Here is a 22,407-nt window from a genome sequence, read left to right on the forward strand (position 1 = left end):
CTCCCCTACTTCGGAATGCGCCTGGCTACATAGAGAACGTCCGTGGCCACCCCGGAGAGACTGCGCGAGCGGGTGGCGAGGTCGTCGGCCTTGCGGGCCATCGGGCGCAGCCACTCGCGGCGGTACGCGCCGGCCGGGAACACCGCGAAGCCGCGCCGGTCGATGACCTCGAAGCCGTGGCGGGCCAGCAGCTGCTCGACCTCCGCGTGCTGCAGCTCGGCGAACCAGGCGTTGCCGCGGTGCCGCCGGTGGCGCAGGTGGCGCAGCGACGCGCGGTTGCCGTGGTTCTCCACCACCAGCAGCCCCGAGTCGGCCTCGGGCAGGATCCGGGCGGCGAACGCGATCGCCCGGTCGCGCACGTCCTTCGGCGCGTTGAGCAGCAGCCGGAACACGGTCACCAGGGCCGGCCCGTCGACCGTCGCCGGCTCCGGCAGCGGCCCCTCCTCGCTCACCTGGTGCAGCTTCGCGTAGACGCCCGCCTCCCGGGCCTTGGCGAGCATCTGCTCGGAGGTGTCGTAGCCGTGCGCGGCCCGCACCACCCCGTGCAGCAGCTTGATGGCCCGGCCGGTGCCGCAGGCGAAGTCGTGCTGAACGGGTCGCCGCGCCGTGAACTCCCGCCGCACCAGCCGGCGCAGGAAGGCCCGCTGGCGCCCGCTCACCGCCGAGGCGTAGGTCTCCGGCGCGTACACCACCCGCTCGTACTTGTCGACCGCCGCCTCCGACTGGAAGACCTCCGCGTAGTCCGTTCTCATCGCTCCCCCTGCATCAGAACCTGTTTCATGCGCACCGCCGCGCAGCAATACGCGACGGCACCCGCCCCCGTGGCGGCGAATTTCACGATCAATCCGGGGTGCAGCGGCCACAGCGCGAGCTGCGGCACCGCGAAGCACATGGTCGCCATGGCGGCGGCGAGCAGCGTGGCCCGGCCGAAGGGGTGCAGTCCGAGCCCGCGCACCACCTGCACGAGCGGGACCAGGTTGTTCACCAGCACCGCGGCCGCGAGCCCCACGGAGGCGCCGAGCGCACCGCTACGAGGGATGAGCAGCGCGTCGGCGGCGAGCATCACGACGAGGGCGAGCCCGACGTTGGCCAGGTTCCACCAGGTGCGCCCGGCCATCGCCAGCACCACGTCGACCATGCCGCAGGCGGTGGCGACCAGCATCGCGGAGGCGAGCACGCGCACGACCCCGACGCCGCCGTCCTCGTAGTGGTCGCCGAAGAGGCCCAGATACAGCGGGGCGTAGGTGAACACCAGCAGGTACAGGGGCCAGCAGCACAGCACCACCCACGCGGTGGCCTGCCGGTAGAGCAGGTTGGCGCCCTTGGTGTCCCGGACGGCCAGGCGCTCGGCGAGCCGCGGCTGCACGGACTGGGACACCCCCTGGTTCACGAACTGGCCGAGGATGACGAACCGGCCGGCGACGGCGTACATGGCGGCCGGGGCGAGCCCGGCCAGCGCCGCGACCATGAGCACGTCGACGCGCTGCAGGGCCATCTGGGCGAAGCTCGCCACGGCGCGGGGGGCGGTGAAGGACCAGAACCGCTTCGGGGTGAAGTCCGAGGTCTCCGTCCGGTTCAGGTCGAGGCGGATCCGGAGGCGCTTGAGCGCGTACCCGGCCAGCAGCGCCGTCGGGACGTACGGCAGCGCCCACAACGCGGCGAACAGCTGCTCGCCCCAGCCCGCGGACCAGACCAGCACCAGCAGCACGAGCTGCGCGGCCGGGCGCATGACCCGGTCCAGCAGCACCGTGGGGCGCATGGCCCGCAGCCCGCGGGTGATGGACAGCAGCACGTCGGTGAACGCGGCCGCGGGCAGGAACAGCGCCAGCGCCCGCACCAGGTCGGGCCGGCCCGGCAGCAGGTCGGCCGCGAACCACAGCCCGCCCGCGATGCACACGGCGGCGACCGCCACCGGCACCAGCGCGATGCGCAGGCACTCGCCGAAGCGGGACAGGTCGCCGACCGCGCGCATCCGGGCCGGCCAGTAGACCAGCGACGTCTGCACGCCGAGCTTGGCGAAGGTCACGCCGAGCCCAAACGTGGCCGTGGCGGCGAAGAACGCGCCCGCCGCGTGCGGGTCGAGGGCCCGGGCGGCCAGCCAGGTGACCCCGACGCCGGCCAGCCCGGTGCAGGCGGTGCCGGCCAGGTTGGCGATCCCGCCGCGGGCCGCACCGCGCAGCATCCCGCCGGGCGACTCCAGTGCGGGCCGCTCCAGCGTTGCCGTCACGATGGCATCCAGGAGGGTTTGTACCCGAGGAAGTTCGCGAGGCGCTCGTCGTAGGGGGCGTAGTGCTCCGCCAGCCGCTGAGCGATCGAGTCGTCGAGGCGGTTGCGCGGGCGGGCGTTGTGCCGCTCGAACTTCGGGTAGGTGTTCACGTGCGGCAGGTCGAGGAAGTCCACGACGGCGTCGTAGACGGGCTCGGGCCGGGTGAAGAACTCACCGCTGTCGACCACGTGGATGCGGTCGCGGCCGAGCAGGCGGGCCATCGGCTCGAGGTACTCGATGTATTCGCCGCGGGCCCGGTAGGCGTGGTGCTGGTGGGCGAAGCTGTAGGCGAACGGGTCCCGCAGCAGCTTCTCCCGCTCGCCGGCCAGCCGCTCCTGCTCCAGTTCGAGCGCGCGGCCGAACTCGACCTCGGGCTCGAAGCCGCGGGCGACCTCGTGGGCGTGCTGCGAGTAGGCCCGCTCGACCGGGTCGCGCACGAGCACGACGAGGCGCACGCCCGGCAGGTCGGCGGCGATCCGGGTGAGCGCGTGCGGGTGGTACATGTAGTACGGGCTGGACTCGAAGGTCTGCGCGGGCACGCCGAACTCGGCCCGCACCCGCTCGGCTCGCCGCTGCAGCGGGAAGTGGCCGCGGTACCAGCGCAGGCCGTGGTGGTAGCCGACGTCGAAGTAGTGCACGCCCTTGTGCAGCACCGCCTTGATGACCGCAGGGTGCGCGGCCAGCGCCCGGTAGAGCGAGGTGGTGCCGCAGCGCTGCCCGCCGCAGATGAGGAACTGCGGCAGCATCCGCCGCCCGGCGGTGAGGTGACCGTAGTTGCGGGATCCGAAGTGGACGATGCGCTTCATCGTCTCGGGGACCTGCACGGGCATGGTTACAGCGCCTCCACTCGCGCGACGAGGACGGGCAGCAGCCAGCTGCCGAGCACGCCCAGCCGGGCGCCGGCCTCCGCCTGCCGGTCGGTGACGTACCGGGTGGCCAGGTCGATGAGGTACAGCAGCGCGGTCACCTCGACCGCCTGGCGGTGCACCACGCCAAAGGGCAGCAGCAGGTCGGGCGCGGCCGCGACGAGCTCGTTGACGGCCTGGCCCGCCGAGGGCGAGCGGCCGATGCCGAGCTGGAGGGCGTGGTGCAGCCCGTCGTAGCCGATCGGCACGCCCGGGGTGAACCGCTCCCAGTCCCAGACCAGCACCGCGTCGGCGACGGCCGCCATGTTCCACGGCGACCAGTCCCCGTGCCACGAGCCGAAGTGCAGCTCCACGTCGCCGGCGGCGCGCGCGATGCGCTCCGCGGCCGTGCGCAGGGCGGCGCCCTCGGCGTGGTCGGCGACGGCGTCGAGCCGCGCGCGCAGCCGGTTCCAGTAGCCGCTGCCGTCGAGGCGGCCGTGGCTCGTGCCGCAGCAGCGCGCCACCTCGAGCATGGCGCCCGCCAGGCGCGGCGCGGTCAGCGGCGCCCGCGGCTGCCACACCGGCAGCGCGGACTGCACCAGCACCTCGTGCTCGCCCCACTGCCCGGCGTGCAGCACGTCCGGCACCCGGGCCTGGGTCAGGCCGGCCGCGCCGACGGTGCTCAGCGCGGCCGCCTCGGCCCGCACCAGCTCCCGGGTCAGCGCCGAGGTGCCGAGCTTGGCGAAGGCGAGGGTGCGCCCGTCGCCGTCGAGCAGCTGCAGCACCGGCTTGCGGTTGGCCCGCGCGGGTCCGATGTGGACGCTCAGGCGCAGGCCGGCGCCGAGGTGGCGGCCCAGGTAGGTGTCGATGGTGTCCTCGGCCGGGCTCAGCGTCAGCCGGTCGCGCAGCAGCAGCCCGGACAGGCCGGTGCGCAGCGCGGCCACGACGGCGTCGCGCTTGAGCCGGGCCAGCCGCGACTGCGGCTCCGCGTAGCGGCGCACGGCCGCGGCGGCCACCCGCCGGTCGTCGGCCGGCACCAGCAGGCGCGGCTTGCGCGCGTTGGGGATCACGAGGTACTCGACCGGCCGGTCCCCGTCGCCGGGGTACAGCAGGCCCAGAACCTCCTCGATGTACTGGGCGCGCAGCTGTTCGTCGTCGGCTCGCAGTGCGGCCGGCGCGGTCTTCATCGGACTCATCGCTCGCTGAAACCCTTCTGCTGGTTGCGCCACAGGACGGCGTACGCCAGGAACGTCAGGGCCAGCGGGGTGACCAGGGCGTTGTACCAGAGCATCGCCGCGAAGCCGGACACGAGCGCGGCGCCGCCGGCGAGGCCGATCGGGCTCGCGTCGCGCCGGAACCGCCACAGGCCGGCCAGGAAGAATCCGATGTACGACAACGTGCCGATCAGCCCGTGCGCGTAGAGCAGCTGCCACAGCTGGCCGTTGCCGCCGATGGTGAAGTTGCCGCAGCGCGCGCAGTTGCTGCTCTCGCCGACCGCGATCGAGTTGCGCCCGCCGATGGTGCTGCGGGTCGAGCCGAAGCCGATCAGCGGCGACTCCCACATGCCGGTGAGGGCCTTCTGGGTGGTGTACATCCGCACGCCGTTGGACTTGCCGTCGTCGACGCGCGCGTTGACCACGTCGCCGAGCGGGGTGACCGCGAGCGCCACGGCCAGGCCGACGGTGACGACCGCGACGAGGCCGAGCGCGGCCAGGCGGCCCCGCAGCGCGAGCCGCACGGCCACGTAGACGGCCATCACGCCGAGGCCGATCCACAGGCCGCGGTTGAGCGAGTACACGATCGGCACGACGGCGACGAGCAGCGTCGCGGCCGCGGCGACCCTGGTGCGCCGGCGCCGGGCCAGCCAGAAGCCCGCGACGGCGAGCCAGCCCACCAGGAGGCACACGTTGTTGCCCCAGGTGTTCGTGTACCCCCACGGCGCCCCCGGCCGCGGCGTCTCCCCGCCGAGCAGGTTCATGATCTGGGCCGCGGTCGGGTGCACCAGCGACTGCACGAACCCGTCGTGGCGCACGTGCGCGGGCAGCAGCAGCTCGAACGGCGCGGTGAACTCGAAGCGGGGCGCGGCCATGCCGAGCACGCCGCCGGCCACGGTGACCGCGAACAGCCAGGCGAGCAGGCGCACGAAGCGCTCCTGCGTGAGCACCCGGCGCTCGAGGTTGCCGGCGTAGACCAGCAGCACGGTGAGCGCGCCGTAGCCGCCCAGGCGGAAGGCGTAGGACACCGAGCGGCTCGACCACGTGCCGGGGACGGTCCCGGCCGGATCGGCGCCGAGGGTGAACAGCCCGAAGCCGACGGTGGCCAGGAACAGCAGCCACAGCAGGAACCCGGGCGGCAGCTTCACCACGTGGCCGGCCGCGCGGTGGCGGATCAGCGACCACGCCATCGGCACCGCGGCGATGAAGAAGATGAGGACGCCGAGGCCCAGGGCCCACCACAGGGGGTACAGCAGGAGGATCCCGGTCATGGGCCAGGCGGCCAGCCGGTGGACCGGTCTGCGGGGCCGGGACGGCGCGCCGGGGCCGGCGAGGCCGGCGTCGGCGGAGGGGTGGCTCGTCAGGGTCGTCATCGGCGCTTGTCGGCACCGTTCTCGCTGGGGGCCTCGGCCGGGATGCGGGTGACCGAGATGGTGCGGGTCTGCCGCGTCGGCGGGACCGTCTTGGTCTTGTTCACGGTGGGCGGCGCGGGGGTGGCGGGAGCCGTGGGGGCCGGGGACGACGGGGCCGCGGCCGGGGCCGTGCGGATGCGCTTGGCCACCACCGGCTCCTCCTTCTCCTCCTTGGGCGGGAGCTTCTCCAGCACCGTGGTCATGTCGTCGGCCATGGCGGGCGTGGCCGCGGCGGTGTCGCGCTCCTCGCCGCCGCGCGGGGCGGCGAGCTTGGGCAGCACCACGGCGCCGAGCAGCGGGGTGCCGACCCGGCGCAGCTGGTCGGCGGCGTCGGCGATCTCGGTGTGGCGGGTGCGGCGCACCTCGACGGCGACGATGGCGGCGTCGGCGAGGGCGGCCAGGCTCTGCGCGTCGGCGCTGGTGGCGGTGGACGGGGCCTCGACCACGACGTAGGCGGCCCGCTCCCGCAGGGTGGCCAGGGTGTCCCGCAGCGCCTGCGACTGCAGCAGCCCGCCGGCGCTGGCGGTGCCGCCGGTCGTCACGACGCTGAGGTTCGGGTGGCGCGGGGCGCGCTGGGTGGCGCTGCTGAGCGAGAAGCGGCCGGCGAGCACGTCGGAGAGGCCGGGCACCGCGCGCACGCCGAGCATCCGGTTCACCGAGGCGGTGTCGACCATGCTGTCGGGGAGGTGGGCGCAGACGAGCACGGTCTCGGCGCCGGTGCGGGCAAACGCGGCGGCGAGGTTGGCCGCGACCACGGTCGAGGCGGCGCCCCGGCTCGCCCCGGCGACGACCACGACCTGGCCCGCGAGCGCGACGCGGGCGTCGCCGCCGGCCGGGGCCGGGATGCTCGCGAGGACCTCGTTGCGTAGCCGGTTGAAGATGCGCCCGCCGGCCCCGAAGGGCGCGAACACGTCGTCGAGGCGCGGCTTGACCCGGCCCGGGACGCTCGCGAGCACGCCGACGTCGACGCGGCGGGGCAGGTCGGAGGCGCGGCGGACGCGCTGGTCGAGCCGCTCGCGGAGCATGGCCGCGCCGACGCCGAGCAGCAGGCCGGCGGCCGCGCCGCTGGCCAGGTTGAGCAGGCGGTTGGGCTTGACCGGGGCGCTGGGCAGGTCGGCGTCGCGGGTGATCTTGCCGGCGCTCACGGTCGTGGTGAGCAGCTGGTTGAGCTGGCCGGCGAGGGCGTTGATCTGCGCGGTGGCGGTGCTGCGCTGGCTCTCCAGGTTGGGCCGGTTCGGGTCCGAGGGCTTGAGCGTGGCGAGCTTGGTGTTGATCTGGGTCAGCCCGGTGTTGAGCTGGTTGATCTTGTCGTTGAGGATCGCGATGCGGCCGGCGACGTCGGCCTTGGCGGACTCCTCGCGGTTGCGCAGGTAGGCCTCGGCGAACGCGTGCGAGCCGGCCTGGGCCTGCTCGGCGGTGCCCGCCGAGAAGGTGATCACCAGGAAGGTCGTGTTCGGCGGGACCTCGACGCGCACGCTCGCCGCGAGCGTGTCGGGCGGCGTGGTGGAGCGCATGAGCGCGGCGGCGTCGGTGGCGACCGTGGTGCTGGCGACGAGCTGGGCCTCGTTGTCGAGGTTGATGTCACCCTTGGTGCGCCCGCTGGTCGAGTTCGCGTCCTGCCCGTTGCCGATCGGCGAGACGAGGACCGACGTCGAGGACTCGTAGACCTTGGTCTGCGTGGAGGTGAACTGCACGGCGCCGGCCAGGCCGACCAGCACGAACACCAGCACCAGCCACCAGTGGCGCCGGGCCATGCCGAGCAGATCGACGCCGGAGGAGTCGGTTGCGGCATCAGCGGAGTGCAGGCGTGTGGCGTCCATTGAGCGGCGGCCCCTTCGGCGTCGGGTTCTCCAGCCCTTAACGCCGCGACCGCTATGTTCGTAATGGCCGATTGGTCCGGGTCGGCGCGAGTTCACCCGTGCTCGCTACGGGGTTCAACGCGTCGAGCCTGCTCTTGTCACCGCGGAGGCCGGGATTCCTGGCGGGAGCGACGGTCCGGACCACCGCGGACCCGAGCAAGGAATCTCCTAAGGAATGGGCCTCGGGTCCAGCCACCCGTTGCTGCCCAGGTAGCGCAGGACCGTCGTGACCGCCTCGCCCTGGGACAGGTCGGTCGTGTCGATCGTCAGCTCGGCGTCCAGCGGATCCTCATACGGATCGTCGATGCCCGTCATGCCCTTGATGAGCCCGGCCCGGGCCTTCGCATACAGCCCCTTGCGGTCCCGCCGCTCGCACTCGGCCAGCGGCGTCGCCACGTGCACCAGCACGAAGTCGGCGCCCGCGTTGTGCGCGAACTGCCGGGCCGCGGCCCGGGCGTCGCGGTAGGGGGCGATCGGGCAGCAGATGGCCACGCCCCCGTGCCGGGCCGCCTCCGCGGCCACCCAGCCGATGCGGCGGATGTTCGTGTCGCGGTCCTCGGCCGAGAAGCCCAGCCCGGCCGACAGGTGCCGGCGCACGATGTCACCGTCGAGCAGGGTGATCGTGCGCTCCCCGGTCTCCAGCAGCACGTCGGCGAGGCCGGTCGCCATCGTGGACTTGCCGCTGCCCGACAGGCCGGTGAAGAACACGACCAGGCCGCGCTGGCGACGGGGCGGGCGGGCGCGGACCAGCTCGCGGGCGACGGCCGGCGGGGTGTGCCACTCCGGCAGGATCGTGCCCCGGTCGAGGAAGTCGTCGATCTCGGCGAAGGTGAGCGGCAGGCGGCGGTGCCGCGGCGGGATGTCGTCCAGGGAGCGCCACTGGCCGTCGCGGCCGTCGTAGGCCAGCTCGCGCGGGACCAGCACGCGCAGGCCGCCGCCGGAGAGCATCGACTCGCTCGAGGCCAGCAGGTGGGTCACGCCGTAGGAGGCGGCGACCCGGGTGCGCAGCATCGCGTCGCGGATGTCGTCGCCGTCGTGGTTGGGCAGCGGCAGGGCCACGATCGTCGAGGCCGGCATGCGGTCGCGGGCCGCCAGCACGCAGCGGACCAGGGCCTCCGGGGCCAGGCCGTCCGGGCCGGGCCCGTCGATCGGGACGAGGACCACCAGGTGCGCGGCCAGGGTCCGGGCCGCGCGCGCGATCTGGGCCAGCTGCGGGCGGTGCAGCGGCCGGTCGGCGATGACGCCGAGGATCCGCCCGGGCGGCAGGGAGCCGCGCACCTCCGCCGGGGTGCGGCGCATCCGCCGGAACGCGCCGTGGCCGCCGTCGCCGAGCCGCCGGACCGGGCCGGCCACGCCGGCGGTGGTCTTGCGGGCCGGGTAGACCTCCTGCACGTCCAGGGCCGCGACCGGCGCGCCCTCCAGATCGGCGAGGATCAGCACCCGCCGCGCCGGGTCGGTCACGTCGAACTGCTCCGCGAGGCTGCGGGGCAGCTCGAGCGTGACCGGCACCGGCCAGGCGGTGCCGTCGGCCAGCCGGCCGGTGCGGCGCAGCGCGATCAGGTCGGCCGAGCCGAGGAACCCGGTCAGGGGCGCATAGGCCCCCGACACGAGCAGCTCCAGGTCCGCGAGTTCGGACGGTTTGGGGGTATAGGTCGGGGCGTCCCGCAAGACGTCATCCGGCAACGTGAAACCCTCGACACCCCAACCGTTCACAGACACCTCGCAAGCCTGCCATAGGAACGGTCCGGGGGCTCAGCCGGTGTTGCGCATACCGGCCGCGATGCCGTTGATCGTGGTCAGCAGCGCGCGCTCCAGGGCCGGGTCCGGCGACGAGCGGCGGCCACCCGGCCAGGCGCCCGCGTCGGCCGACTTGCTGTCGCGGTACTGCCCCAGCAGCGTCACCTGCAGATGGTGCAGCGGCTGGAGGTAGCTGTCGCGGACCCCGAGCGTGCGCTGCAGCACCGGCTGGCGGTCGAGCAGGGCCGTCTCGCCGGTGATCGCCAGCACCTCGGCGACCGTCTGCTCGTACTCCGCGCTGATCACCTCGAAGATCGGGCGCAGCGGGGCCGGCACGAGCGTCTCGACGTACCGCGACGCGATCTCCAGGTCGGTCTTGGCCAGCATCATCTCCACGTTGGACAGGAACGTCGCGAAGAAGTGCCACTTCTCGTGCATCTCGCGCAGCACGTCGCCGAGGCCGGCCTCGCGGGCCGCCTTGAGACCGCTGCCCACGCCGAACCAGCCCGGCACGATCTGCCGCGACTGCGTCCAGCCGAACACCCACGGGATCGCCCGCAGGCCCGACAGGCCCGCGTCGGCGTTGGGGCGCTTGGCCGGCCGCGAGCCGATGTTCAGCGCGCCGAGCAGCTCGGTCGGGGTGGCCGCCCAGAAGTACGCCGGCAGGTCCGGGTTCTCCACCAGCGCCCGGTAGTTGGCGAAGGCCGCGGAGGACACGGTCTCCATCGCCGAGTCCCAGCGGGCCAGCGACTCGGCGGGCTGGCGGGGCTCGGTGTGCAGCAGCGCGCTCTGCAGCACCGCGGCCAGCGTCAGCTCGAGGTTCTCGCGGGCCAGGGCGGGCAGGGTGTACTTGTCCGAGATCACCTCGCCCTGCTCGGTCACCTTGATCGCGCCGTCCAGCGTGCCCCACGGCTGGGCCAGGATCGCCTCGTGGGTCGGGCCGCCGCCGCGCCCGACGGTGCCGCCCCGGCCGTGGAACAGCCGCAGCCGCACCCCGTGGCGGGCCGCGACGTCACGCAGCTGGCGCTGGGCCTTGTGGATCATCCACTGCGAGGTGGTGATGCCGGCGTCCTTGTTCGAGTCGGAGTAGCCGAGCATGACCTCCTGCACGTCCCCGCGGGCGCGCACGATCGCGCGGTACACCGGGATCGACAGCAGCTCGTCCAGCAGCTCGCCGGCCATCTCCAGCTCGCGGGCCTGCTCCAGCAGCGGGGCGAAGCCCACGCGCGCCCGGGCCGACTCGATCGACGCGCCGCCGAAGCCGGCCCCCGCGCTCACCTCGACCAGGCCCCACTCGCGGGCCAGGACCACCGCGGCGAGGACGTCGTCGATGCCCTGGGTCATCGAGATGATGTACGTCTCCACGACCTCCGGCCCGAAGCGCTCCTGCACCTCGCGGATCGCGGCGAACACGTCGAACGTCTTGCGCGCCGAGTCCGACAGCCCGGTGTCGCGGGTCGCCAGCGGGCGGCGGCCGTTGAGCTCGTCGATGAGCAGATCGCGGCGTGCTTCGCGGGACAGGTCGCTGTAGTCGACCTCGCCGACGCGGCGGTACAGCTGGGCCAGCACCTCGTGGTGGGCGTCGGCGTGCTCGCGAACGTCCAGCGTGGCCAGCTGCAGGCCGAAGGCCGACAGGGTGCGGATCGCCGAGGCCAGCTTGCCGGTCGCGGCGAGCTGGCCGCCGTTGCGGGCCAGGGACGCGCGCATGAGCTCGAGGTCGGCGATGAGCTCGCCGGTGCCGAGGTAGTCGCGGCCCGGCTTGTGCGGCGTGCCCGTGGCCAGGCGCTGGCGGGTGTGGCCGAGCTTCAGGCGGATGCAGCGCAGCTTGAGGCGGTACGACTCCTCCATGTTGACCCGGCGGTAGCGGGCCGGCAGCTCCGGGAGGTTGTCGAGGTCGGCCGCGAGGCTGGCCGAGAGGTCCAGCGAGACGCCGCGCAGGCGCTTGGAGACCGAGATCTCGTCGATGAGCGTGTCGATGACGCTCTCGGCCGTGCGGATGCCGTACTCGTGCTGGATCAGCAGCACGTCCCGGGTGACCGCCGGGGTGACGAACGGGTTGCCGTCCCGGTCGCCGCCGATCCACGAGCCGAAGCTCAGCGGGCGGGCGGTCGGCGGGAGCTGAACCCCCAGGTCGCGCAGCGTCTCGTAAAGGTCGTCGAGCACCTGCGGGGCCGCGCCCTCGGCCAGGTCGGCGAGGTAGTAGACCGCGTTGCGGGCCTCGTCGCTGGGCTCCGGGCGCTCCAGGCGCAGCTCGTCGGTCTGCCACAGCAGGTCGAGCACCTCGGCCAGGCGCCGGTCGGTGCGCGCGGTGCGGGTCTTGTCCGGCTCCACCGAGCCGTCCAGCGCGGTCGCCACGGCCTCGGCGTCGAGCTCGTCGCCCACGGCGCGCAGCTTGGTCAGGACCGAGCGGCGGGAGGCCTCGGTCGGGTGCGCGGTGAAGACCGGGCGCACGGCCAGCTTCGAGGCGATCTGACCGATCTCGCGCACGCCCACGCCGCGGTCCGCGATGAGCTTCGCGGCGCGCTCGAGCCAGCCGCCCTCGCGGACGCGGATCCGGCGCAGCTCGCGCGCGCGGTGGACCTGCTCGGTGATGTTGGCGAGGTGGAAATACGTCGAGAAGGCCCGCGCCAGCTGCGTGCCCGTCACCACGTCGAGCCCGTGCAGCCGCTCGGCGGCCGCCTCCGGGTCGGTGCGCACCAGCGCGCGCACCTCCTCGACGAGGTCGAGCAGCTGCTGTCCGTCCTGGCGCACCAGGCTCTGGCCGAGCAGCGAGCCGAGCCGGCGAATGTCCGCCCGCAGGGCGGCGTCAGCGGCGTCGTCGGACATGTGTCCCCTCCAATTGCGGTCGGCTCGGGGCGGGGACGGCGCTGTCCGATTTCATCGGCATCGTATCGGCTCTGTCGTCGGCCCGTGCCGTTCCGGTGAGCCATGTCTCGGTTTCTGTCATACCCTCCGGATAGGGTTGAACCCGCATCGACCACCCCCGCCCGAATCTCGGCGCGGGGCTGTTTGCCGTGCAGATTGGGTGCAAAACGCCATGAAGCTCGCCGGTCTCACCGACGCCATCCTCGCCGATCCGGCCCTCGCCCGCGCCCGTGACCTCGCCCGCGCCGGGCACAGCGACCAGGTCGACCTGACCGGGCCGCCCGCCCTGCGCGCGTTCGTCGCGGCCGCCATCGCCGGGGAGCGCCCCGTCCTGGCCGTCACCGCCACCGGGCGCGAGGCCGAGGACCTGGCCGCGGCGCTGACCTGCCTGCTGGAGCCGGACGCGGTCGCGGTCTACCCGTCGTGGGAGACGCTGCCCCACGAGCGCCTCTCCCCCCGCTCCGACACCGTCGGGCGGCGGCTGTCGGTGCTGCGCCGCCTGGCCCACCCGACCGCCGAGGCGCCTCGGCCCCGGGTCGTCGTCGCACCGGTCCGCTCGGTGCTCCAGCCGCAGCTCAAGGGCCTGGGTGACCTGGAGCCGATCGAGCTGCGCGCGGGCGGCTCCGCCGACCTCGACGCGCTCACGGTGCGCCTGGCCGAGCTGGCCTACGCGCGCGTCGACCTCGTCACCAAGCGGGGTGAGTTCGCGGTGCGCGGCGGCATCCTCGACGTCTTCCCGCCGACCGAGGAGCACCCGCTGCGGGTGGAGTTCTGGGGCGACGAGGTCGAGGAGATCCGCTCCTTCGCCGTCGCCGACCAGCGCACCATCGAGAAGGTCGAGCGGCTGTGGGCCCCGCCCTGCCGGGAGCTGCTGCTCACCGACGAGGTCCGCGACCGCGCCCGGGCCCTGTCCACCGACCACCCGCAGCTCGCCGAGATGCTCGACAAGCTCGCCGGGGGCATCCCGGTCGAGGGCATGGAGTCCCTCGCGCCGGCGCTGCTCAGCGGCACCGACTCGCTCGAGCTGGTGCTGCACTGCATGCCCGAGGGCACGCACGTGCTGCTCTGCGACCCCGAGCGCATCCGCACCCGCGCCCATGACCTCGTGCGCACCGGCGAGGAGTTCCTGGAGGCCAGCTGGGCCGCGGCCGCCGTGGGCGGCAAGGCGCCGATCGACCTCGGCGCGGCGGCCTTCCGCCACCTGGGCGACGTCCGGGCCGCGGCGGCCTCGCTCGGGCAGCCGTGGTGGTCGCTGAGCCCGTTCGCCGCGACGCCCGACTCGGCGCCGCCCGCCGAGCCCTGGCAGGACGCGGCCCCGGCGGTCGCCGTCTCGGACGACGCCATCTCGATCACGCTGCCCGCGCAGGCCGTGTCGCTCTACCACGGCGAGACCGCCCGGGTCGTCGACGACCTCAAGCGCCTCACCGGCGACGGGTGGCGGGTCGCGCTCGTGTTCGAGGGCACCGGGCCGGCCCAGCGGGCCGCCGAGGTGCTGCGCGGCTCCGACCTCGGCGTCTCCTTCGCCGAGGGGATCCCGGCCGCGCCCGCCCCCGGCGTCATCACGATCACCACCGGCTCGCTCGAGCTCGGCTTCCTCGACGACGGCGCCAAGCTCGCGGTCATCACCGGCACCGACATCTCCGGCGGCCGGGGCGCGTCCACCAAGGACATGCGCAAGATGCCCAGCCGCCGGCGCAACCAGATCGACCCGCTGGAGCTGCGCGCCGGGGACTACGTGGTGCACGAGCAGCACGGCATCGGCCGCTACGTGGAGATGGTCCAGCGCACGGTCAACGGGGCCGACCGCGAATATCTCGTCATCGAATACGCGGCGTCCAAGCGCGGCCAGCCCGGCGACCGGCTCTTCGTCCCCACCGACCAGCTCGACCAGCTGTCGCGCTACGTCGGCGGCGAGGCCCCCACGCTGCACAAGATGGGCGGCTCGGAGTGGCAGAAGGCCAAGTCGCGGGCGCGCAAGGCGGTGCGCGAGATCGCCGCCCAGCTCATCCAGCTCTACGCGGTCCGGCAGAACTCGCAGGGCCACGCGTTCGGCCCCGACACGCCGTGGCAGCGCGAGCTGGAGGACGCCTTCCCCTATCACGAGACCCCCGACCAGCTCGCCGCGATCGAAGAGGTCAAGGGCGACATGGAGAAGGCGGTGCCGATGGACCGCCTGATCTGCGGCGACGTCGGCTACGGCAAGACCGAGATCGCGGTGCGGGCGGCGTTCAAGGCGGTGCAGGACGGCAAGCAGGTCGCCGTCCTCGTGCCCACGACGCTGCTGGCCCAGCAGCACTTCAACACGTTCTCCGAGCGCGTCTCGCAGTTCCCGGTCGAGGTGCGGCAGCTGTCGCGGTTCCAGACGCCGACGGAGACGAAGCTGACGCTGGAGAAGGTCACCGACGGCACCGTCGACATCGTCATCGGCACCCACCGGCTGCTGCAGACCGCGACCCGCTTCAAGCAGCTCGGCCTCGTGATCGTCGACGAGGAGCAGCGCTTCGGCGTGGAGCACAAGGAGTTCCTCAAGCAGCTGCGCGCCTCCGTCGACGTGCTCACCATGTCGGCGACCCCGATCCCGCGCACCCTGGAGATGGCGATCACCGGCATCCGCGAGATGTCCACGATCGCCACCCCGCCGGAGGAGCGCCACCCGGTGCTCACGTTCGTCGGCGCCCAGGACGACAAGCAGGTGGCCGCGGCCATCCACCGCGAGCTGCTGCGCGACGGGCAGGTCTTCTACCTGCACAACCGCGTCGAGTCGATCGAGCGGGCGGCGCGGCGGCTGCGGGAGCTGGTGCCCGAGGCGCGGGTCGCGGTCGCGCACGGCCAGATGACCGAGGAGGCCCTCGAGAAGATCATGGTGGGGTTCTGGGAGAAGGAGTACGACGTCCTCGTCTGCACCACGATCGTGGAGAGCGGCATCGACATCCCCAACGCCAACACCCTCATCGTCGAGCGCGCCGACCTGCTCGGCCTCGCTCAGCTGCACCAGATCCGCGGCCGGGTGGGGCGCGGGCGCGAGCGGGCCTACGCCTACTTCCTCTACCCGCCGGACAAGCCGCTGACCGAGCACGCCCACGAGCGGCTGGCGACCATCGCGCAGCACACGGAGCTCGGCGCGGGCATGTACGTGGCGATGAAGGACCTCGAGATCCGCGGCGCGGGCAACCTGCTGGGCGGCGAGCAGTCCGGGCACATCGAGGGCGTGGGCTTCGACCTGTACGTGCGGATGGTCGGCGAGGCGGTCCAGCAGTTCAAGGGCGAGCGGCCCGAGGAGGAGGAGCCGGACGTCAAGATCGACCTGCCGGTCGACGCGCACCTGCCGCTGGAATACATCGCGGCCGAGCGGCTGCGGCTGGAGATCTACCGCAAGATCGCCGGGGCCAAGGACGACGCGGCGCTGGACGAGATCGTGGCGGAGATGAAGGACCGCTACGGTGAGCCCCCGCTGCCCGTCGCGAACCTCCTGGCCGTCGCGCGCTTCCGGTTCCTGGCCCGCTCCTACGGGCTGACGGACGTGTCGCTGCAGGGCAAGCACGTGCGGTTCGGGCCGCTGGCACTGCCGGACTCCAAGCAGATGCGGCTCAAGCGGCTCTACCCGGAGGCCGTCTACAAGGCCGCGGCCGACACCGTCTCGCTCCCCCGGCCGTCGACGCGCCGGGTCGGCGGCGAGCCGATGCGCGACACGCAGCTGCTGGACTGGGCGGCCGAGCTGCTCAAAACGGTCCTGGGCGAACCCGCGTCGCTGCGGGCCGCGGCCAACACTGCGTGAGAAGCTGCTGCACTATGCGTGTTCGTCGCCTAGCCGGTGTGGTCGCCCTGGCCCTGGCCGCCGCCTCCGCCCTGGCCGCCTGCCGCTCCCAGCCGGACGTCGCCGTCTACGTGGGCGACCGGCAGGTCTCCGCGGCCTCCGTCGACGCGATCGTGACGAGCGTCAACGACGAGGCCGACCGGCGCATCGCCGCCTTCGCCGCGGCCCGCGCGAAGGACTCGGGCACCCTGCCGCCCCCGCTCGTGCGCACCAACGGCACCGAGGTCGTCTCCCTGATCGTCCTCGCCGACCTCGGCAAACGCGTCATCGCCGAGCGCGGCCTGGGCTCGCGGACGGCGCCGGTCGACACGATCGCGAAGACCTTCGGGATGTCGGCGTCGGACCCGTACGTGGTGCTGTGGACGGAGTACCTGAGCGGCCTGCAGTCCGTGGCCGCGGCCGAGCAGGCGCGGCCGCTCACCGACGAGGAGGCCGACCGGCTCTGGGAGGCCGGCGGGGCGGACGCGGACGCCGACTACGACGAGGCCACGCACCACTTCAAGACCCAGATCAGCCTGGGCCCGCTGTTCTCGGCCCAGCAGCGGCTGGCCGGGGCCCTCGACGCGTCGGACGTGTCGGTGAACCCGCGGTACGGCCCGGTCGTCATGCCCGTGGTCTTCGAGGGCAAGCACCTTGACGTAGGGTTCCCCTCCGAGAAGGACCTGCTTTCGGAGGAGGGCTGACGGCGGTGTCGGGCAGCGTGGTCCTGCTGGTGACGTCCCCTCGCCTGCCGGCGGGCGTCCTGACGGCCGAGGCCTGGGACCTGGTGCGCGCGCACCCCGTGTTCACCGCCGCCGCGACCCCGCAGTCCGACGCCCTGGCGGCCGCGGGCGCCTCGGTGTCGGTGCTGACGTCCGCCTTCGTCGACACCCTGCTGACCGCGGTGGCGACGCACGGCACCGTGGTGTGGCTGGCGGCGCCCGACGGCGACGAGGACCTGGCCCGGGAGCTGGGTCTGCGGCTGGCCCGCGAGCCCGGCCTGGCCGCCCTGGAGCTGGTGCACGGCTCCTGGGACCCGCCGGGCGCCCGGCTCCTCGACGTGGTGACGGTGATGGATCGCCTCATGCACCCGTCGGAGGGCGACCCGTGGAAGCGCGCCCAGACGCACGCGAGCCTGGCGCCGTTCCTGCTGGAGGAGTCCTACGAGCTGTACGACGCGATCTCCTCCGACGACCCGCCCGCCGTGCGCGAGGAGCTCGGGGACGTGCTCCTGCAGGTGGTGCTGCACGCGCGCCTGGCCGAGGAGACGTCGGACTTCACGATCGACGACGTGGCCGGCGACCTGGTGGCGAAGCTGATCCGGCGCAACCCGCACGTGTTCGCGGACACGGAGGTGGGCGGGATCGACGAGATCATCGCCAACTGGGAGCAGATCAAGAAGGCGGAGAAGGCGCGGGGATCTTCGGTGGACGGGGTCGCGCTTTCGCAGCCGGCGCTGGCTCTGGCCGCGAAGCTCCTGCAACGCGTGTCGCGCGCGGGCCTGGACGTGCCGCCGCCGGATCCGTCCACGTTGGGCGGCCGGCTGTTCGCGGCGGTGGCGGAGGCCAGGGCGTCGGACGAGGACGCGGAGGCCGCGCTGCGGGAGGCGGCCTTGCGGTACATGGAGGCCGTGCGGGCCGCCGAGGAGCGCTGACTACCTTGAGTGAAGTCCGGTTGCGCCACGTGTTCGACCCGAAGATCGATTAGGTTGAGTCGGGTACGCTTGAGGTGTAAATCGGAACGCCCGGCCGAGGCAAATTCTGCAATCTCTTGAAATTTGCGGGCCAGTGTCTGTGGGTGGCCTTTCGTTCGGACGTCACGTCCGTCGCGCGCGTGCGTCGGGTTTGGCTTGACTTGCGGCCTCGCCTACCCGGGCCAGGACCTGCACCGTCTTGCCCAGGGTCGCGGAGCAGACCGCTACGCGGTGCGCGCTCTGATTCCGGCGGCCTCCACGGATCGCCGCAGACTTGTCCCGGCTCGTCATCGACGCCCGCAACGTTGTGGTCACCGCTCGCGGCGGCTTGGGGCCGCCGACTCGGCCCGCCCACGCGCGGAACGGCGCGCGACCTGCGCGAACAGGTCAGGCTCGGTGAGCCGGGCGGCGAGTCAGGCGGTAGTGCAGCGAACGAGCCAGCAGAGCGGCGGCGAACGGGGCGTCCTCGCGAAGGTACCGCCGGGCCAGGCGCCGGGGCTCGCGAGCCAGACGATCCAGCCACTCCAGCCCGGCCTTCTGCAGCGCCGGGCGGGCTCGCTGCACGTCGCCCGCCACGAAGTTCACCGCCGCGCCGCAGCCCAGGAACCACGTCGCGGGCAACGCTTCGCGCAGGGACGCGATCAGGTGCTCCTGGCGAGGGAAGCCGATGCCGACGTACACCATCTGGGGTTCCGCCTCGATGACGCGCGCGCAGACGGCTCGTAGCTGGGTTCGGTTGCGGTCGAAGCCGAACGGCGGGCAGTACGCTCCGGCGATCCGCAGGCCCGGGCACGCCTCCGCCAGGCGGGCGGCCGCGCGGTGAGCGCCGTCCTCCTGTGCGGAATCCGCGGGAGTGCCGCCCAGCACGAAGACGCTGCCGCCGCGTGTGGCCAGGCCCCGCGACAGCGACCAGATCAGATCCGAGCCGGGCACCCGAGCGGGGAGCGCCCGGCCCGCCAGCCGCGCCGCCCAGACCAGGGGGGCGCCGTCGGCCACCACGAGATCGGCCGCGCTCAGCTGGGCTCGCAGGGCGGCGTCTCGGGCCACCTTGCGCAGGATGTCCACGTTCGGGGTCACGATCCAGCCGCCCCGGCCCCGCTTCAGGGCGCTCAGGACGCGGGTGACCACCTCGGACTCCGTCACCGGGTCGATGGGCAGGCCGCCGACCGGTACTCGGCGGGTGTGGGAGTAGCTGCGCAGCATCGTTCGTCCGCGATTCCTCGTTAGACCTACCAGATGCCAGCGAAACTGGCATATCTACCAAAACGACCAAGGAGGACGCTTTGGTACGCGTTCTGTTCCTCGGAGGGCTTGGGCGCAGCGGCACCACGCTGCTCGAACGCCTGCTGGGGGAACTGCCCGGCGTGGTACCGCTCGGGGAGGTCGTGCACCTCTGGGAGCGCGACATCGCCGGCGACGAGCGCTGCGCGTGCGGCGAGCACTTCTCGGAGTGCGGGTTCTGGCAGGCGGTCGGGGAGAAGGCGTTCGGCGGGTGGCAGCACGTCGACGTGTGGCGGGTGCTCGCGCTGCGCCATGCCGTCGAGCGCACGCGGCACATCCCGCGGCTCGCCAGTGTGCGGATGACTCCGGCGCACCGGATGCTCGTCGAGGAGTACGCCGACTGGTACGCCCGCCTCTATGAGGCCGCCGCGATCGTCTCCGGGGCCGATGTGCTCGTCGACTCCTCCAAGCACGCCGCGCTGGCCTACTGCCTGCGGTTCGCGCCGAGCATCGACCTGCGCGTCGTGCACATGGTCCGCGACAGCCGAGGGGTCGCCTACTCCTGGACGAAGAAGGTCTCGCGGCCGGAGACCGACAATGCCGAGGAGATGACGCGGTACTCCCCCGGCCGCTCCGCCCTCCTGTGGAACGCGCACAACGTGGCGTTCTCGGCGCTGCACCGCTGTGGGGTGCCGGTGCAGCGGGTGCGGTACGAGGAGCTGCTCGACCGCCCCGAGGCCATCCTGCGCGATTTGTCGAGATTTATCGAGATAAAGCCGGGTGACCTGCCGTTCCTGGCCGGCAACACCGCCACCCTCGGCGCCTGCCACAGCGCCGCCGGCAACCCGATGCGCTTCACCGTCGGGCCGGTGCCGCTGCGCCGCGACGACGCCTGGCGCACGGCCCTGCCCGGCCGGCAGCGGCGGGTCGTGAGCGCGTTGACCGCGCCGCTGCTCGGCGCGTACGGCTACCGGGGCGCCCGATGAACGCGACCGGCCACACTGGTCCAACGAACGCGGCCGGTCATTGGCCGAGCGTCGGCGTCATCATTCCCACGCGCAACCGGCCCGAGCTGCTGCGCCGGGCCGTGGCCGGGATCGTCGCCCAGGACTACCCGGGCCCGGTGCGCACCATCGTGATCTTCGACCAGCACGACCCGGACGCGAGTCTGTGCCGCGGGGGTGAGCGCCCCCTCGACGTGCTGCCCAACCTGCGCAAGCCCGGCCTGGCCGGCGCGCGCAACACGGGCATCGTGGCGCTCGACACCGACCTGGTGGCGTTCTGCGACGACGACGACGTGTGGCTGCCGACGAAGCTGCGCCGCCAGGTGCACGCGCTGCAGCAGCGGCCGCAGGCCGAGTTCTGCACGTCGGCGATCGAGGTGGAGTTCGGAGACCGGCTCACGCCGCGGCTGGCGGGCGCCTCGCTGGTCGGGCTGGACGACCTGGTCCGCTCGCGGATGTCGATGCTGCACTCCTCGACGTTCCTGGTGCGGCGCGCCGCGTTCGCCGCCGACGAGATGGGGCTGGTCGCCGAGGACGCGCCCGGCAGCCAGAACGAGGACTGGGACCTGCTGCTGCGGGCGGTCAAGCGCAGCGAGATCGTGCACGTCGACGACCCGCTGGTGCGGGTGCTGTGGGGGCGTTCGTCGCTGTTCGCCTACGAGTACGGCACGAAGATGGCCTCGCTGCGCTGGATGATGAGCCGCCACCCCGAGATCGCGGCGTCGACGACCGGGGCGGGCCGCGTGTACGGGCAGCTCGCGTGCTGGTCCGCGGCGACCGGCAACCGGCGGGACGCGTGGCGCTGGACGAAGGCGGCGATGCGCTCGAACTGGCGGGAGCCGCGCGCCGCGATCGCCCTCGCGGCCGTGACCGGCGTGGTCAAGGTCGAGAGCGTCCTCGGGGCCCTGCACCGCAGGGGCCGCGGCATTTAGTCCGCCTGTCCAAGAGGTTCCACGTTCGCCGCCGGGCGGGAGCAGCCGTCGCTGCCTCGCCGGCCGCCTCGACGCAGAGGGCGACGGCCAGGTTCGGCGCGTGCCTGGCGGCGCGCGACCCGGACGGCCGCGTGGCCGCGGCCCTGGAGCTGGAGCAGGCGCTCCAGGACTGCCCCCGACTTATCGGACATTTCCCGGTATAGCGTTATCCTGCCAGCTCAGGGCCCGACTTCGAGCCCGCCCCAGCCATGCAGTACGCTCGTACTGCTAAGCGTGGACAGCGCGAGAGGAGCGCCCGGCCGATGGCGAAGATCAAGGTAAACAACCCTGTCGTCGAGCTCGACGGCGACGAGATGACCCGGATCATCTGGAAGCAGATCCGTGAGCAGCTGATCCTGCCCTACCTCGACGTCGATCTGAAGTACTACGACCTGTCGATCGAGTACCGCGACCAGACCGACGACCAGGTCACGGTCGACGCCGCGAACGCCATCAAGCAGCACGGCGTCGGCGTGAAGTGCGCCACGATCACGCCGGACGAGGCGCGGGTCGAGGAGTTCTCGCTCAAGAAGATGTGGCGCTCCCCGAACGGCACCATCCGCAACATCCTCGGCGGCGTGGTCTTCCGCGAGCCGATCATCATGTCGAACGTGCCGCGGCTCGTCCCCGGCTGGACCAAGCCGATCATCATCGGCCGCCACGCCCACGGCGACCAGTACAAGGCGACCGACTTCGTGGTGCCCGGCCCGGGCAAGGTCACGGTCACCTACACGCCGGCCGACGGCGGCGCCCCGATGGAGTTCGAGGTCGCCAACTTCCCCGGCGGCGGCGTCGCGATGGGGATGTACAACTACGACGACTCGATCCGCGACTTCGCCCGCGCGTCGCTGCGCTACGGCCTCGACCGCGGCTACCCGGTCTACCTGTCGACGAAGAACACGATCCTCAAGGCCTACGACGGCCGCTTCAAGGACCTGTTCGCGGAGATCTTCGAGACCGAGTTCAAGGACGAGTTCGCGAAGGCCGGCATCACCTACGAGCACCGGCTCATCGACGACATGGTCGCCGCGGCGCTGAAGTGGGAGGGCGGCTTCGTGTGGGCCGCCAAGAACTACGACGGCGACGTGCAGTCCGACACCGTCGCGCAGGGCTTCGGCTCGCTCGGCCTCATGACCAGCGTGCTGATGACCCCGGACGGCAAGACCGTCGAGGCCGAGGCGGCCCACGGCACCGTCACCCGGCACTACCGGCAGTGGCAGAAGGGCGAGAAGACCTCGACGAACCCGATCGCGTCCATCTTCGCCTGGACGCGCGGCCTGGCCCACCGCGGCAAGGTCGACGGCACGCCCGAGGTGACCAACTTCGCCAACACCCTGGAGCAGGTCTGCATCGACACCGTCGAGGGCGGCCAGATGACCAAGGACCTGGCCCTGCTGATCTCGCGCGACGCGCCGTGGCTGACCACGGACGAGTTCATGAACGCGCTGGACCAGAACCTCGCGAAGCGCCTGAGCGCCTAGTTTCCCGCGAAAGGCCCCGCCGCCCGATGGGTGGCGGGGCCTTTGG

Annotated in this window: 15 protein-coding genes; 6 read left to right on the plus strand and 9 right to left on the minus strand. The window is 72.9% G+C overall.

From position 1 onward, the window contains the following. Window positions 1-5 precede the first annotated feature (5 nt). The 8 genes from ACQP2P_RS42340 to ppc form a co-directional block, all read right to left on the minus strand. A complete protein-coding gene (locus ACQP2P_RS42340; RefSeq protein ID WP_433610807.1) occupies window positions 6-752 on the minus strand; it encodes a methyltransferase domain-containing protein in 747 nt (248 codons plus the stop codon). After that, complete coding sequence (locus ACQP2P_RS42345) at window positions 749-2,227, minus strand: lipopolysaccharide biosynthesis protein (protein WP_433610809.1); 1,479 nt, start codon at window positions 2,225-2,227, stop codon at window positions 749-751. The genes ACQP2P_RS42340 and ACQP2P_RS42345 overlap by 4 nt, the downstream gene beginning before the upstream one ends. Then, entirely contained in the window at window positions 2,224-3,096 is an 873-nt protein-coding gene (locus tag ACQP2P_RS42350) for a sulfotransferase domain-containing protein (RefSeq protein ID WP_433610811.1), read from the minus strand. The genes ACQP2P_RS42345 and ACQP2P_RS42350 overlap by 4 nt, the downstream gene beginning before the upstream one ends. 2 nt (window positions 3,097-3,098) lie before the next feature. Continuing rightward, window positions 3,099-4,307 (minus strand): hypothetical protein, encoded by a 1,209-nt coding sequence (locus ACQP2P_RS42355; RefSeq protein WP_433610813.1) that lies wholly within the window; start codon window positions 4,305-4,307, stop codon window positions 3,099-3,101. Then, the gene (locus ACQP2P_RS42360) at window positions 4,304-5,698 is read right to left on the minus strand and encodes an O-antigen ligase family protein (protein WP_433610815.1); all 1,395 of its coding nucleotides are present in this window, start codon (window positions 5,696-5,698) and stop codon (window positions 4,304-4,306) included. Before ACQP2P_RS42360 ends, ACQP2P_RS42355 begins: the two co-directional genes overlap by 4 nt. Next, window positions 5,695-7,557: a Wzz/FepE/Etk N-terminal domain-containing protein gene (locus ACQP2P_RS42365; RefSeq protein WP_433610817.1), complete on the minus strand. Its 1,863-nt coding sequence runs from the start codon at window positions 7,555-7,557 to the stop codon at window positions 5,695-5,697. Before ACQP2P_RS42365 ends, ACQP2P_RS42360 begins: the two co-directional genes overlap by 4 nt. Before the next feature lie 207 nt (window positions 7,558-7,764). After that, on the minus strand, window positions 7,765-9,279 hold the full coding sequence (cysC, locus tag ACQP2P_RS42370; protein ID WP_433610819.1) for an adenylyl-sulfate kinase: 1,515 nt from the start codon (window positions 9,277-9,279) through the stop codon (window positions 7,765-7,767). A gap of 69 nt (window positions 9,280-9,348) precedes the next feature. Further along, entirely contained in the window at window positions 9,349-12,159 is a 2,811-nt protein-coding gene (gene ppc / locus ACQP2P_RS42375; protein ID WP_433610821.1) for a phosphoenolpyruvate carboxylase, read from the minus strand. 211 nt (window positions 12,160-12,370) lie between these two features. On the opposite strand from ppc, the gene mfd reads away from it, so the two are divergent. The 3 genes from mfd to ACQP2P_RS42390 are packed head-to-tail and all read left to right on the plus strand — an operon-like array spanning window position 12,371 to window position 17,645. Further along, the gene (mfd, locus tag ACQP2P_RS42380; RefSeq protein WP_433610823.1) at window positions 12,371-15,973 is read left to right on the plus strand and encodes a transcription-repair coupling factor; all 3,603 of its coding nucleotides are present in this window, start codon (window positions 12,371-12,373) and stop codon (window positions 15,971-15,973) included. Window positions 15,974-15,987: 14 nt separating this feature from the next. Then, on the plus strand, window positions 15,988-16,695 hold the full coding sequence (locus ACQP2P_RS42385) for a hypothetical protein (protein ID WP_433610825.1): 708 nt from the start codon (window positions 15,988-15,990) through the stop codon (window positions 16,693-16,695). A gap of 5 nt (window positions 16,696-16,700) precedes the next feature. Beyond that, on the plus strand, window positions 16,701-17,645 hold the full coding sequence (locus ACQP2P_RS42390; RefSeq protein WP_433610827.1) for a MazG family protein: 945 nt from the start codon (window positions 16,701-16,703) through the stop codon (window positions 17,643-17,645). Between the two features lie 426 nt (window positions 17,646-18,071). Here the strand turns inward: ACQP2P_RS42390 and ACQP2P_RS42395 are convergent, their stop codons facing one another. Next, the gene (locus tag ACQP2P_RS42395) at window positions 18,072-18,887 is read right to left on the minus strand and encodes a WecB/TagA/CpsF family glycosyltransferase (protein WP_433610829.1); all 816 of its coding nucleotides are present in this window, start codon (window positions 18,885-18,887) and stop codon (window positions 18,072-18,074) included. Window positions 18,888-18,967: 80 nt separating this feature from the next. Here ACQP2P_RS42395 and ACQP2P_RS42400 point away from each other — a divergent pair, with 80 nt between their 5' ends. The 3 genes from ACQP2P_RS42400 (at window position 18,968) to ACQP2P_RS42410 (ending at window position 22,361) form a co-directional block, all read left to right on the plus strand. Then, complete coding sequence (locus tag ACQP2P_RS42400) at window positions 18,968-19,891, plus strand: sulfotransferase (protein ID WP_433610831.1); 924 nt, start codon at window positions 18,968-18,970, stop codon at window positions 19,889-19,891. Continuing rightward, the gene (locus ACQP2P_RS42405) at window positions 19,888-20,841 is read left to right on the plus strand and encodes a glycosyltransferase (RefSeq protein ID WP_433610833.1); all 954 of its coding nucleotides are present in this window, start codon (window positions 19,888-19,890) and stop codon (window positions 20,839-20,841) included. Before ACQP2P_RS42400 ends, ACQP2P_RS42405 begins: the two co-directional genes overlap by 4 nt. Before the next feature lie 302 nt (window positions 20,842-21,143). Beyond that, on the plus strand, window positions 21,144-22,361 hold the full coding sequence (locus ACQP2P_RS42410; protein WP_433610835.1) for an NADP-dependent isocitrate dehydrogenase: 1,218 nt from the start codon (window positions 21,144-21,146) through the stop codon (window positions 22,359-22,361). The last annotated feature ends 46 nt before the right edge of the window (window positions 22,362-22,407 follow it).

This window comes from Dactylosporangium sp. CA-139114 (assembly GCF_050955725.1).
In the GTDB taxonomy this organism is placed as follows: Bacteria; Actinomycetota; Actinomycetes; order Mycobacteriales; family Micromonosporaceae; genus Dactylosporangium.

What these genes read in the sequence shown, in the direction of transcription:
- ACQP2P_RS42340 (WP_433610807.1), bottom strand. Translation starts at nt 752, where the DNA reads ATGAGAACGGACTACGCGGAGGTCTTCCAGTCGGAGGCGGCGGTCGAC.
- ACQP2P_RS42350 (WP_433610811.1), bottom strand. Translation starts at nt 3,096, where the DNA reads ATGCCCGTGCAGGTCCCCGAGACGATGAAGCGCATCGTCCACTTCGGA.
- ACQP2P_RS42355 (WP_433610813.1), bottom strand. Translation starts at nt 4,307, where the DNA reads ATGAGTCCGATGAAGACCGCGCCGGCCGCACTGCGAGCCGACGACGAA.
- ACQP2P_RS42360 (WP_433610815.1), bottom strand. Translation starts at nt 5,698, where the DNA reads ATGACGACCCTGACGAGCCACCCCTCCGCCGACGCCGGCCTCGCCGGC.
- ACQP2P_RS42365 (WP_433610817.1), bottom strand. Translation starts at nt 7,557, where the DNA reads ATGGACGCCACACGCCTGCACTCCGCTGATGCCGCAACCGACTCCTCC.
- ppc (WP_433610821.1), bottom strand. Translation starts at nt 12,159, where the DNA reads ATGTCCGACGACGCCGCTGACGCCGCCCTGCGGGCGGACATTCGCCGG.
- mfd (WP_433610823.1), top strand. Translation starts at nt 12,371, where the DNA reads ATGAAGCTCGCCGGTCTCACCGACGCCATCCTCGCCGATCCGGCCCTC.
- ACQP2P_RS42385 (WP_433610825.1), top strand. Translation starts at nt 15,988, where the DNA reads ATGCGTGTTCGTCGCCTAGCCGGTGTGGTCGCCCTGGCCCTGGCCGCC.
- ACQP2P_RS42395 (WP_433610829.1), bottom strand. Translation starts at nt 18,887, where the DNA reads ATGCTGCGCAGCTACTCCCACACCCGCCGAGTACCGGTCGGCGGCCTG.
- ACQP2P_RS42405 (WP_433610833.1), top strand. Translation starts at nt 19,888, where the DNA reads ATGAACGCGACCGGCCACACTGGTCCAACGAACGCGGCCGGTCATTGG.
- ACQP2P_RS42410 (WP_433610835.1), top strand. Translation starts at nt 21,144, where the DNA reads ATGGCGAAGATCAAGGTAAACAACCCTGTCGTCGAGCTCGACGGCGAC.